We start from the raw sequence: 13095 nt of genomic DNA on the forward strand, positions 1-13095 counted from the left end.
CCATGTCACAAGAACTATATTTTGCTGTATCTCAGTTTTTGTACAAAAAGGCAGAGCTTTGTGATGCTTATGACTGGGATGCCTATCTAGAGCTTTACGATGAAGATAGTGAATATCATATTCCACAGTGGATTGATGACCATAACTATGTTCAAGATCCAAATCAGGGTTTGTCTTATATTTATTATGCAGACCGTACTGGACTTGAAGACCGTGTATTCCGTATTCGTACTGGCAAGGCAGCTTCGGCAACGCCGTTACCACGTACGTTACACAGCATGAATAACATTCGAGTTAAAACATTGGATGATGGATTAATTGAAGCAAAAGTTGCATGGCAAACGCTTTATAACCGTCAAGGTTTAGAAGGCTGTTTTTACGGACACGCTACTTATCTTTTACGCCAAACAGCAGATAGTTTCCGTATTCGTCGTCAGCACAGCATTTTGCTTAATGACAAAATTGATTCCGTTTTAGACTTCTATCACGTTTAAGGGGAATGAAAATGGGACATTCAGTTGCACTTAACTTTGCCGATGGCAAAACCTTTTTCATTTCGGTAAATAACGACGAGTTGTTGCTTGATGCAGCAGTTCGCCAAGGAATTAACCTACCGCTAGACTGCCGTGAAGGTGTTTGTGGTACGTGTCAGGGTCAGTGTGAAACTGGTATTTATGAACAAGAATATGTTGATGAAGATGCATTAAGTGAGCGTGATTTGGCTGAGCGTAAAATGTTAGCTTGCCAGACACGTGTGAAATCCGATGCAGCTTTTTATTTCGATCATGATTCTGCTATCTGTAACGCTGGTGATACTTTAAAAATTGAAACCAAAGTGACCGCTGTTGAGCTGGTTTCTGAAACAACAGCAATTTTGCATCTTGATGCAAGCAGTCATGCTGAACAACTTCAGTTTTTACCTGGTCAATATGCTCGTTTGCAAATTCCAGATACTGAAGATTGGCGTTCTTATTCTTTTGCAAATAGACCAAATGCGACCAATCAATTGCAATTCTTAATCCGTCTCTTGCCAGACGGTGTGATGAGTAATTACTTGCGTGATCGTTGTCAGGTTGGGCAAACCCTACTCATTGAAGCACCACTTGGTAGTTTCTATTTACGTGAAGTACAGCGACCACTGGTTTTTGTGGCAGGTGGAACAGGATTATCCGCATTTTTAGGAATGCTTGATAACTTGGTCGAGCAACCTAACTCACCTGCAGTTCAATTGTACTATGGCGTAAATAATGAAACTGACTTGTGTGAACAACAGCGTTTACAGGCCTATTCTGAACAGCTACCAAACTTTAGTTATCACCCGATTGTGACTAAGGCAACCGAAGCTTGGCAAGGTAAAGCCGGCTATATTCATGAGCACTTAAATAAAGATCAATTGGCCGAGCAGGCTTTTGATATGTATTTATGTGGTCCACCGCCAATGATTGAAGCTGTTAAAAATTGGTTAGATGAACAATCTTTGCAAAACTACCGTATTTACAGCGAGAAGTTTTTACAGAGTAATACATCACGTTGAAGTATAAATAATTCAAAAACCACTAAAACCTGAAATGATTCAATATACTCTATAGGGGGTATATTGAATTTTTCATTTAAATTAAAAGTTTTTATATATCAATAATATAAAATAATAAATTCCGACAAAATAAATTGACCAGCTCACTCGGATTTGCTATAAATTTTGATAGATCTTAAGGAATAAGATCATGATGAGATTAACTTATAGCACCTTTTATATCCCCCTATTCTATTTCTCGAATTTACTAAATTGATGGACAAAATCCGATGTAAAAATTTGAGAAAATCATATTAATTAGCGGTTAAATTGGTCTGTATTTTGCTTATATCTCATTGTAATTTGCGAGTAACTTAATTTTTTTAAGTGCCGTATTTACTTGCTGTGCAGCGAAGTTTTAAAGCTCTTGCAATACAAGTAAATACAGGAGTGAGCCAAAAGGGATAAATATGAACCAAGCCAACTCCCCAGAACTCAGTGGGCGTCATTTTCAAAATGAGTCTATCTTTACCAATCATAATCTGGTGTTTGATCACCACGATTTAAGCGAAACTTGCCGAAATGTAGGCCAAATTTTTAAACCGCATGATCTTAAAATCTCTCAGCAGAAGCGAGATTTCAGTGCAACCATGCACCATGTTAAAACAGGCGCACTGTCTATTAGTCGCTTGGAATATGGCGCGGATGTCATTATTGAACCAGATCACCTTGATAGCTTTTACTTAATTCAAATTCCAACTCAAGGCTACGCAGAAATCGAATTCGGTTCACAAAAGTTTATTTCTTATTCTCAAGTTGCTTCTCTTATTTCTCCTCAGCAATCTTTACGTATGCGCTGGCATGCGAACTCGCCACAGCTTATTCTAAAAGTTTCAAAGGATGATTTTACCTACCATTGCCGTCAACACATCGCCGATTCAGAAAATAACTTACTTGTTTTCGACCCAAAATTAGACTTTGCTACACAAAGTGGAAGCTACTTTTTACAGCTCGTTAGAACATTGATGGATGCTTTGGCATGCGAGCAACACCCGCTTCATCATCCTTTAGCCTTTAAACAATTTGAGTCAAATTTGTTTAATGCCCTCATTTATGGTCAACCCAATAACGCATTACATAAAATAGATCAGCATAAAGAAAAAACAGTATCTCCTTATTTCGTGAAGCGCACAGAAGCCTATATTAAAGAACATTTACATGAGCCGCTTAATGTCGAGATTTTAGCTGAACATGCATGCGTGAGCATAAGAACTCTATTTACTGGTTTTAAAAAATTATTTGGGAACCACCCCGATGTCTTATTTAAAAGAATTACGCTTTGAACAAGCTCATTTAGAGCTGATGCATAATGAAAATCTGTCGGTTACTGACGTTGCATTTAAATGGGGATTTACTCACTTAGGTCGTTTTTCTCAAGAATATAAACGCCGTTATGGTGAGTTACCTTCTTCTACTCGCCGTTCTGGTCAAAGTGAAGGTTCAGGCTTAATTACTTCAATTTTTTCTTAAGTTTAAAATAGACGAAAGCCTTTTATATTGATTGATATAAAAGGCTTTTTTTATGATTTAAAAATGATGGACATAACGAACTTGTAGTCGTGTTCCCTCTGGACGGTTTTGGGCATCTTGCTCAAAATAAGCATTTGCAACCAAGTGATCATTTTTAGAAAAACTATACATCGCACCCGGACCAATCGCCCAGACTTGCTCACGTCGGCCTTTGACTTTTTCACCATCGACTTCGGTATCTGTCACTTGTTTTAGCCAATAACCATTCAGTCCCAAACGGAACTGTTCGGTAATGGCATAGTCTGTTGCAAAGTTTGCATGAATTGCTTGCCCAGCTTGCATATCATTTGCTCCAGCAAAAGTATAGCTTGGGTCATCATTTTTAAAGTTATAAAGATAATGGATACGTGTTGAAGCTGTCCATTTTGGATTAAACCAATATGTGGCAGCCCAATAAGGGTCAAATGAAACAGCGTTATTACTGGGGTTAATATCTTTTTGCCGATTGTATTCACTAGTAGGTAAATTCACCTGAAACTCAAAACGATGTACAAACTTCGGCCCTTGTGCACCCATAACTGGATCAAACTGGATAAAAGGTCCGATCATAATGTCTCCAAAGCCACTTTGGGCTTTAATGGCAGCATTATTCAAGCCATCATCCATGTCCATTTTGCTGACAAAAGGAATTAAAAAATTCATGCCTAGACTGGCTTTATCTTTTACTCGGACATTCGATAAATAACTAATCTGTTCAACCAATACTTGATAATTTAAATCTGTTTTAGGTAAACCTAATTTTTGTCCATTGGCATCGACTAGTTTATTGCTATCGTAATTTTGAAAGTAAGTTTGAGCATACCAGCCGGGCCCTGCGGGTAATCCACCATCGAGAAAGCTGGTCATACCTAAGTTTACGGTCGGTAAATCATAGGCATGTGTAACCAACGGCAAACCCAACAATGTCCCTGCTAAAAATCCATGTTTAATTAAAGTGCTTTTCATCTTCTTATTTCCTATACAAAAATCACGACCGGATTGATCGTGATTGTGGTGAATTAATGTGCTAATTCTGGATGCCCAGCGGCAATCCGATACTTTCCTGCGTGGAATACCAATGGTTCACCTTGGCGTTGTTGGTACTGTTCAATTTGACCAATAAAAATCAGGTGATCTCCGCCTTCATATTGATTTACATTACGGCAAACCAAGGTTGCGAGTGCATCGGTCAAAATTGGAACGCCTGCATTGCATTGTTGATGTGCAACGCCTGCAAATTTATCTTCGGTACCTCGAGCGAAATGCCCAGAAAGCTGATGATGTTCTTGCGCCAACATGTGAATGGCAAAATATTCAGCTTCAACAAAATCAGACAGACTTGGCGCTGTTTTTGAAAGACTCCACAAAATTAATGGCGGATCTAAAGATAATGAAGAAAATGAATTGGCTGTCATGCCTATTTTCCGACCATCTTTACCACGAGTTGTAATCACGGTAACGCCAGTTGCAAATTGTCCAAGTAAGTTACGGATTTTTCTTGGGTTTTTAGCATTAATCGTTTGTAAAGCTAAAGTTTCAATTGTGTCCATTTTTAATTCTTCCTTTGATATTTTGACCTTAAGCCACTTTTGCTGCGGTTTTTGAAGCCAAGAATGCTTGAGCTTGATTTGCATCAAACCACCAAGGAGCAAAAGAGCGCGGGTCATCAAAGTTATTTGCCATAATGGAAGCAATGCCCTGGTTTTGGCTTGCGGCTGCTAATAGTTCAACAACATGAGGCTGTGGTGGCACTAATAGGCTATTGGTCCAAGCCACTACTTTTTCTGCATAGGCCCAATAACGCTCAAAAGTTTGAACCATCCATTGTTCGCTAAAGCTTTGATTATCATTGGCTAAAATGGCATCGAAATAGATTTTGCTACACTTAGCTGCATTGTTTGAGCCTTGACCAGTAATCGGGTCATTGACTACCAAGGCATCTGCCATACCAAAAATTTGCTTGCCAGAGGGTAATGTCAAAATTGGTTTGCGTACGGTCGGAGGGAAACGTCCTGCTAAATATCCACCAGCATCGGTTAACTCAACATTTGCGCAGCGTTCATATTCCCAAGGCACAAATTTCTTGAGTAAATCCAAACTGCATTGCAGATGCTGTTCAGGTGTTTTGACATCTTGCCAGCAGTCCATTGGTCCGTTTGGGACTCCTTCAAACACCATAATGTCGCAAGGCCCATTGATGGTCAGTGCCGGAAAAGAAAAGTACTCACCGACTTCTGGAATAATATTAAAAGTCACACGTGAATAAGGTGAAATTGGCTTCATATTTTTGACATAGGTCAATGCCAAAGCGCGCTGTGGTTTATCAAAAATACTACGTGTATCATCACGCTCAAACTGTTTAACGACTTCACCTTTACCAGCCGCGAGTAATACAAGCTCGTAGTCGTTTGCGAGTTGTTCTAGCTCTTCTATTCCTACATCCTGAATCACTAATCGACCACCACGGTGTTCAAACTCTTCCATCCAATATGGCATTTTGACGCGTTGATCGACCGATTGAGCATAGCGCTCAAGACGCGCACTCCATTCAAATGCTTTACCACCATTTTCAGGGTTAACTAAAGCTAGCCCAATGCCCTCTACCGCTGGACATTGTTCTTCCCAAAAATTTAGTCCTAAGTCACGTTCAGTTTGTAAAGCGGTATGAAACATACACTGGCTTGACATGACTTTGCCTTGGCGGATTTCATCGGCAGTTCGATTGGTGATCATGGTCACGTCATAGCCTGTATCTAATAAGCCCAAACCAAGCTGTAAACCAGACTGTCCTGCTCCAACAATTGCAATACGGCGCATAATATTCTCCATAATTTTCTAAATGTGCTTTTAAAACGCTGTGCTATTCGGCTAAACGTGGAATAGCGGGCTGTGATCCTTCAGGGCCCATCACTGAATATCCGCCATCGACCGCATAATCTGCTCCGGTCACAAAACTCGCAGCAGGTGACAATAAAAACAAAACAACATTGGCGATTTCTTCGGGATGGCCCAATCGGCCGAGTAAGTGATAATCGGCTGCTACGTTATCGGCTTTTTCACGGTTATTACCGCTGACTTCTGCAATGACACGAGACCATGTCCAACCCGGTGAAACAGAATTGACGCGAATACCATCGGCAGCAAAATCCATTGCCATGCTTTGTGTGAGTTGACGTATCGCGGCTTTAGACACTGGATATAACCAGCGCCCTGTTTGTGCCACTTTGGCCGAGATTGAAGTAAAATTAACGATTGAACCTTGCTGCTTTTTTAGGTCATTGTATAAAGCACGGCTCAGCTCAACTGTAGAGACCAAATTAATATCGAGTGCTTGTAACCAGTCCTGACGTGAAGATTTAAAACCGTCATCTAAATATGTACATGCCAGATTGACCAAGTAACTCACTTCACCTAAATGTTGGTGAATATCTGCCACAGCTTGTTGAATAGCCGCATCGCTGGTTAAATCGGTTTGAATAAACATCACATCATGGTTAAAGCTTTCAGCTATTGCCTTGCCTTTAGCATCGATATCTAAAATAGCGACATGAGCACCTGCACTGACCAAGGCTTGTACAACGGCTCTACCAATCAGTGTTGCGCCACCACTTACGACAGCGACTTTTCCTTTTAAATCTATATTCATTGCAGATACTCCTTAATTGACTGGCTTGCCTTCACTACTTGACCAAGATGGCATCAACGTATTTGAAGGAAGATCTTCATCAAGAAGTTTTCGTGCGGTCTCTACACCTGCAATAGGTAGACCTGTTGGGTCTAATAAACCAATCTGTACCAGCACCGACGCTTGGTCCCAGTAAATATGCTCATGGCATAACTTTGAGCCTCTGAACTGAATTACACCTAACATTGGAATTTCGACATATTTACCAGTCGGTTTTACACCCGGTAATAACCAGTCAATTTCAGCGTCGTGTGTAAAGCTCATAATGAACTCGTCTACCACTTGCGTTGAGCCAACCGTACGAGAGATCGAAGTGATCTTCATATCTTTCGGATTTTGATGAACAAAGTGATATTGATAAAAACGGGCAAGTTGGCTTTGACCCACACCACCAGTTAAGGTTGGAATATGGTTGACATAAGGCTCCGCGACCATTGTTGCCATGGTTGCTGGCACATCACGTGTATCAAACTCATGACGAATATGTTCTTCCCATAGCGCGACTAGGTCATATTTCGGCCCAATTGTTTCATGTAGTGCAGTTACTGTACGCTCATGAGCAAAGCGCGCTGAAGGTTTGTGATAATGATTGCTTTTTGGTCGTGCAAAAGCATGATCAACACCGTCATAAACATAAATTTGTATATTTGAATATTGGTTGCCTGCATTGACAATCGCTTGTCTCGCATCTGGCGGTGTAAATTGGTCCAGTTCTGCAATATGTAAAACCAATCGTCCTTTTACGTTGGCTAACTCATCTAACGTTTTTTCAATGCCTACACCGTAATAACCGACGGCACATGCCACTTCCGAAAGTCGACAACCCGCCAGATACGCAAGCTTTCCACCCAAACAGTACCCCACCACACCGAGGCCTGTAGAGGTGTCACATTCTGGTCGAGTCTTTAAAAAAGATAAGCTGTCCTGAATATCTTCAACACCAAGGTTTTCATCATATTGCTGATAAAGCTCGAAAGCTTTTTGAAAATCTTCTGGTGTGTAACCCAGTTCGATATTAGGTGCTAAACGCCAAAATAAATCAGGAACTAAAACGGTATAGCCTTCTTCTGCAAGAAATTCTGCTTTTTCTCGCATGGCTGCATTAACACCAAAAATTTCCTGACAAAGCACCACTCCAGGTCCTTTTCCTGTTTCTGGTGTCGCTAGATATGCACTGAACTGTTTTCCAGATGCTGTTTTAATTTGAACGGTTTGACCAGCCATAGTGTCAACTCCTGACATTGTTATGGCTTTATCTTCTATCCGAATATTTTTTTAGACTGTCCAAAAGCTGCAAGCACTATCCAATCTCTGCGCAATTATCAAAATCAATAAAAATGAATAAAACATTAAAAATAAGAAAACCAATAAATTTCATAACTTTAAATTAAAAAATTAAATTAATACTTTTTATCTAATTTGGAAAAAATGGATGAAGATGAGGACTTATTGGTTAGTGAGAGCTGATTAAAAATAGTTCAATCAAAGCCACAGGTTTTGTAACGAGTGCATTGAATTACTCAGGGAATTAAATAATTTTAAGAAGGAATACATATGAAAACGATAGATGCTTTATTTGGCTCGCTCATTTTCACTTAAGCTTAAGCGGTATTTTTTTTATTCTTACATTACTAACCTTCATTTTATTTATTGCACTTAGCTGGAAAGTGATTTGTGAGAAATCTACAAACAAGTATTAAAGCTCAAACAAAGTCTCTAGACATTAATCGATACATAAAATATCAGAAAATTTTGCTTTTGGTCTCACTTGGATTTTCTCCAAACTCTTCCCGATATTCTTGAGAAAAACGACTTAAATGGTTAAAGCCCCACTCATAGGCAAGCTTTGAGATAGAAATCTTTCTATCTGCTCCTGTAGTGCTCAAGATTTTATAAATCTGTTGGAGGCGATATTTTTTTAAATATGACATTGGGCTGGTACCGCAGTACTGTTGAAATTCATCATACAATTTTGATTTTGAAACCCCTGCCAGACGTTGCAAGTCTTCTGCACAAATTTCTTCGTGCGCATGTTCAATAATAAAATTACGGACCTTACGAATATAAGCTGGCTCATCCTGATGTGAGAGTGACTTTAAGGCTTCAGAGTAGTTGTTTTCTTGAGACAACAATAACGCTTTAATTACAAAATTTTCATAGTCCTCAGATAACATTTGCAAACCATAAAAATTGCTATATTGCGATTTTAGCTGTACAAAATTTTGAATATTTTTCCACCATGCACCAATCAGTTGCTCGGAGTCTAAATGCATTTCTGGATTAAAAATAATAGGAGTTTCTATCGGTTTATTGAGTAAATCGGCAAGGACAATCTGCATACTCCTTTCAGGAATAACCACCTGAAATTTTCTACAATCTTTATCGATAATCAGATCTTGTTGATCATTATTTGAAACAATAAGGCCTCTGTTTTCATCAGACTGATAATGAGCGCCACGAATGTTAAGGGCTTGTCGCCCCTGTATAGGCAAACTAATGCTATAAGCTTTTAAATGTGAGATGTTGATGGCAACGTTTGCGCCATAACTGATTGTACCGATTGCCATTTTTTTAGTAGGCAACCGCATCCCATCATAATGAAAGTCAAGAGTATCTTTATAAATAGTATCGAGACGGTGCTCACCACAAATTGTGGACATCAAATTCTGCGCAAATTCGGCTTTGCGTGAATAATGATTGAGTTCCATCTGTTGGCTGAGTGATATCATATCCTTTCACCTAGCTAAATAACTTATTGCTAAAAAGCAACTTGTATGCCAATTAATATCCTTTAATTGGCGAGTTTTCCTAAAAAAATTGAATCAAGAAAGAGAGTAAATATTACTTACTCACACTCTATTAGATTTTAAAAATGGAAATAAGTTAATTACCTTTAAAGTATAATTACATACCTTAATAAACTTATTCTATTAGATTTTTATAAACAGTTATCGTAGAGTTAAATCATTATTTTGACCAGTAGATAAACATAAATTTTTAACAAATAAAAAAACCGCCTATTTAAAATAAGCGGCTTTTATAAAATGCTTAAAATTATTGTGCTGTGTAGCCACCATCCATAACGACAGCTTGACCTGTTACACCACCTGCTTTGTCACTTGCAAGGAAAATCGCATAATCAGCAATTTCTTCAACAGACAACAAACGCTTTTGAGGAACCATGGCCAAAATTACATCTTCAAGAGCACTATCTAAACTCACATTACGAGTTTTAGCCAAATCTGCAATTTGACCACGAACCAGTGGTGTATCCACATAGCCTGGACATAAAGCATTTACCGTAATACCATCACGTGCGCATTCCAATGCCGCAACTTTTGTTAAACCAATTACGCCATGTTTAGCACTGTTATAACCAGCTTTCCCAGCAAAGCCAATTAAGCCATTAATTGAAGCCATATTAATAATACGACCAGACTTTTGAGCCTTCATGATTGGAAAGACATGTTTAATACCAATAAAAGAGCCTGTGAGCATGACTTGAATCAGTTTCTGGTAAACAGCAGTTGGAAATTCTTCGATAGGTGCAACGTGTTGGAAACCAGCGTTATTAATTAAGATATCAACTGTTCCAAAGGTCTTTTTAGTGAGTTCAATTGCTTGTTTATAAGCATCTTCATCGGTTACATCACAGGGTGCAGATAGTGCATCAAAACCTTGCTCTTTAAGGGAGTTCGCTGTTTCTTGACACTTTTCGGCATTCATATCTGAAATGACAATTTTTGCACCTTCTTGAGCAAATTTCTTGGCAATTTCTAGACCGATACCACTTGCAGAACCTGTAATAAAAGCGACTTTACCGTCTAAAATTTTCGTCATCTATTTACTCCTTAATACTTATAACGTGCTGATTTAAACAATACCCGTTACGGTAAAGACCGTAATCACCACAAATACAGCTAATGTTTTAATTACCGTAACTGCAAAAATATCTTTATACGATTGTTTATGGGTTAACCCTGTAACAGCAAGTAAAGTAATAACGGCACCGTTGTGCGGTAAGGTATCCATACCACCTGAGGCCATCGCAACCACACGGTGCATAACTTCTGGTGGAATACCAGCAGCTAAAATCGCGGCGTTATAATGTTCAGCCATTGCACTCAAAGCGATACTCATACCGCCAGAAGCTGAACCGGTAATACCTGCTAAAACGGTTGTTGTCACTGCCCCATTCACTAAAGGATTTGTGAAAGTGCTGCTCATTGCATGGCTAATTAAAGCAAAGCCCGGTAGTGAGGCAATAATCGCACCAAAACCATACTCAGAAGCTGTATTCATTACTGCTAAAAGTGAGCCACCAATACTTGCATTAATACCTTCTTTAAAATTAGTTACTACACGCTGATAATCAAATAAAATTGCAGCAATAATTCCCACAATAAGCGCAAGGCCAACCGCCCAGATCGCACTAGTTTTGGCAACATCTACGGTGTAATCTGCTAAACCAACGGTGGCAAAATCAAAGCCATTTGGATACCACTCTTTGATTGCTTTAGACAAATATTTGTTCATTACTGCAACAAGAATAAGCGGTACAAACGCTAAAAACTGACGAGCGGAGCTTCCATTGTTTTGCAAATTCATATCGGCTTCAGTTTCTTGAGACGGCATATTTTCTATACCAAAACCAGAGAACCCTTCACCCGCTTTTGCAGCAGTACGGCGACGCCATTCTAAGTAGGTTAAACCCATGCATAGAACAAAAATAGCACCAATAATTCCCAAGAAAGGTGCGGCATAAATGTTTGTACCAAAGAATGTGGTTGGAATTACATTTTGAATTTGAGGCGTACCTGGCAAGGCATCCATAGTAAAGGTAAATGCACCAAGCGCGATAGTTCCCGGAATTAAACGTTTTGGAATATTAGCTTGTCTAAAAAGCTGGTTTGCAAAAGGATAAATGGCAAATACAGCAACAAATAAACTTACACCGCTATAGGTTAAAATTGCACCTAGCAATACAACCGTTAAAATTGCTTTCTTTGCTCCAATCCATCTTACAATAGTTCGAGCGATAGACTCAGCAATTCCTGACATTTCAACGACTTTACCGAAAATTGCGCCAAGCAAAAAGACAAGAAAATAATCTTTAATAAAGTTCACCATTTTGGGCATAAAAACACCTGAATAAAATGGTAAAACATTGGCTGGATTTATAAGTAGAACTGCAAGTAAGGCACAAATTGGTGCCATGAGAATGACTGAAAAGCCCTTGTAAGCTGTATACATTAACAGCCCAAGTGAAAGTAGAATTACAAATAATTCCCACATATATTCTTTCTCCCTAAAGAATAAATACTAGGTTCAATAAAGTTACCAAAAGATATTTAGGTTATCCCAAACCTATAATGATAAAAATCACAATATCCATGTATGGCAATAGGTAAATGAGCTTAAAAATAAAATATCACTAAAATATTTAAAAACAATGTAATTTATTTAAAATTTAAAATAACAATAAAATACAGCCACTTAAAATAGTCACTTAGTAAAATTCAATTAACTAAAAAAATCTATTGTTTTATAAAACTTATTAATTATTGAGTAAATTAGATAAATATCTCGATATTATTTAACAAAGGCGATTAGTTAATATATCTTTAAAATAAGTTAATTCTAATTTTTTATAAATATTATATTAGAAAAATCTTTTATATGAATTACATGTCTAAGTGCGCTGAGGGGCCTAAAGAACTAACACAACTAAACTTAAAAAGCCCTCTAAAGAGGGCTTTTTAAGTAGAAAACTACTCTAATTCAGATCCTAGCGTTGATTAAATTTGATATTGATCAGCTTTAAGATTTGGTTGATCTACAAGCAGTTCAATAAAAGATGGAATTGAGGTAGTATTAAGCAAATACGGGTTAAACTCATCAACATGATGTTGAAAAAAGAAATCTTTTATTTTCGTATTTATAGGAGCAAATTTCATACTCCAATGCTTAAATAACCGCTGCTCGGATGGTTCCGAAAAGATGATTTCGCAGTTCTGATGTCGCGAATCTTTTAAAATTGAATTATAAAACAGCGATTCAACCTGTTCTTTCTCGCCCTCTAAATACTGCAAGAAATACCCATTACCATAGTAAAGTACTCCCGTAATATCATTATAAGAGTTGAATCTGACTGCTTCTGTGAGGATATCAATTAAATCTTGTTTTACTTGACTATGTTCACTATTGGTTTTACTTGCATACATAAAGCCTATTAAACTCATAGCGATAACTCGAAGATAGATGTCAGTTAGGCATTCTGACAGCTACACACCCCGCTTACAACCTGACCTATTTAAAACCTTGTATT

Annotated in this window: 11 protein-coding genes and 2 pseudogenes; 4 read left to right on the forward strand and 9 right to left on the reverse strand. The window is 38.2% G+C overall.

The window, feature by feature from the left end; all coding sequences use genetic code 11:
• The first annotated feature begins 2 nt into the window (after positions 1–2).
• The 3 genes and pseudogenes from antB (at position 3) to ABLB96_RS11795 (ending at position 3043) form a co-directional block, all read left to right on the forward strand.
• Complete coding sequence (antB, locus tag ABLB96_RS11785) at positions 3–494, forward strand: anthranilate 1,2-dioxygenase small subunit (RefSeq protein WP_348897659.1); 492 nt, start codon at positions 3–5, stop codon at positions 492–494.
• Between the two features lie 5 nt (positions 495–499).
• A complete protein-coding gene (gene antC / locus ABLB96_RS11790) occupies positions 500–1534 on the forward strand; it encodes an anthranilate 1,2-dioxygenase electron transfer component AntC (protein ID WP_348897658.1) in 1035 nt (344 codons plus the stop codon).
• Positions 1535–1983: 449 nt separating this feature from the next.
• Positions 1984–3043, forward strand: a pseudogene (locus ABLB96_RS11795) (AraC family transcriptional regulator).
• 57 nt (positions 3044–3100) lie between these two features.
• Here the strand turns inward: ABLB96_RS11795 and ABLB96_RS11800 are convergent.
• Genes ABLB96_RS11800 through ABLB96_RS11820 form a run of 5 tightly spaced genes read right to left on the reverse strand, consistent with a single transcriptional unit; the run spans position 3101 to position 7991 of the window.
• Positions 3101–4048, reverse strand: coding sequence for a transporter (locus tag ABLB96_RS11800; protein ID WP_348897657.1), 948 nt, complete (start codon positions 4046–4048; stop codon positions 3101–3103).
• A gap of 53 nt (positions 4049–4101) precedes the next feature.
• Complete coding sequence (locus ABLB96_RS11805) at positions 4102–4632, reverse strand: flavin reductase family protein (RefSeq protein ID WP_348897656.1); 531 nt, start codon at positions 4630–4632, stop codon at positions 4102–4104.
• A gap of 28 nt (positions 4633–4660) precedes the next feature.
• Entirely contained in the window at positions 4661–5899 is a 1239-nt protein-coding gene (locus ABLB96_RS11810; RefSeq protein WP_348897655.1) for a styrene monooxygenase/indole monooxygenase family protein, read from the reverse strand.
• A gap of 43 nt (positions 5900–5942) precedes the next feature.
• The gene (locus tag ABLB96_RS11815; protein ID WP_348897654.1) at positions 5943–6728 is read right to left on the reverse strand and encodes an SDR family oxidoreductase; all 786 of its coding nucleotides are present in this window, start codon (positions 6726–6728) and stop codon (positions 5943–5945) included.
• 12 nt (positions 6729–6740) lie between these two features.
• A complete protein-coding gene (locus ABLB96_RS11820; protein ID WP_348897653.1) occupies positions 6741–7991 on the reverse strand; it encodes a dienelactone hydrolase family protein in 1251 nt (416 codons plus the stop codon).
• Positions 7992–8356: 365 nt separating this feature from the next.
• Here ABLB96_RS11820 and ABLB96_RS11825 point away from each other — a divergent pair.
• Positions 8357–8487 (forward strand): annotated as a pseudogene (locus ABLB96_RS11825) (hypothetical protein); the annotation flags it as partial.
• Between the two features lie 22 nt (positions 8488–8509).
• Here the strand turns inward: ABLB96_RS11825 and ABLB96_RS11830 are convergent.
• The 4 genes from ABLB96_RS11830 to ABLB96_RS11845 form a co-directional block, all read right to left on the reverse strand.
• Positions 8510–9496, reverse strand: coding sequence for an AraC family transcriptional regulator (locus ABLB96_RS11830; RefSeq protein ID WP_348897652.1), 987 nt, complete (start codon positions 9494–9496; stop codon positions 8510–8512).
• 325 nt (positions 9497–9821) lie between these two features.
• Positions 9822–10607, reverse strand: a complete 786-nt coding sequence (locus ABLB96_RS11835) for a 3-hydroxybutyrate dehydrogenase (protein WP_348897651.1) — start codon at positions 10605–10607, stop codon at positions 9822–9824.
• Positions 10608–10640: 33 nt separating this feature from the next.
• On the reverse strand, positions 10641–12062 hold the full coding sequence (locus tag ABLB96_RS11840) for a GntP family permease (protein WP_348897650.1): 1422 nt from the start codon (positions 12060–12062) through the stop codon (positions 10641–10643).
• Positions 12063–12565: 503 nt separating this feature from the next.
• Positions 12566–13009 (reverse strand): BLUF domain-containing protein, encoded by a 444-nt coding sequence (locus ABLB96_RS11845; protein ID WP_348897649.1) that lies wholly within the window; start codon positions 13007–13009, stop codon positions 12566–12568.
• Between the last annotated feature and the right edge of the window lie 86 nt (positions 13010–13095).

Source organism: Acinetobacter sp. XH1741 (genome assembly GCF_041021895.1).
In the GTDB taxonomy this organism is placed as follows: Bacteria; Pseudomonadota; Gammaproteobacteria; order Pseudomonadales; family Moraxellaceae; genus Acinetobacter.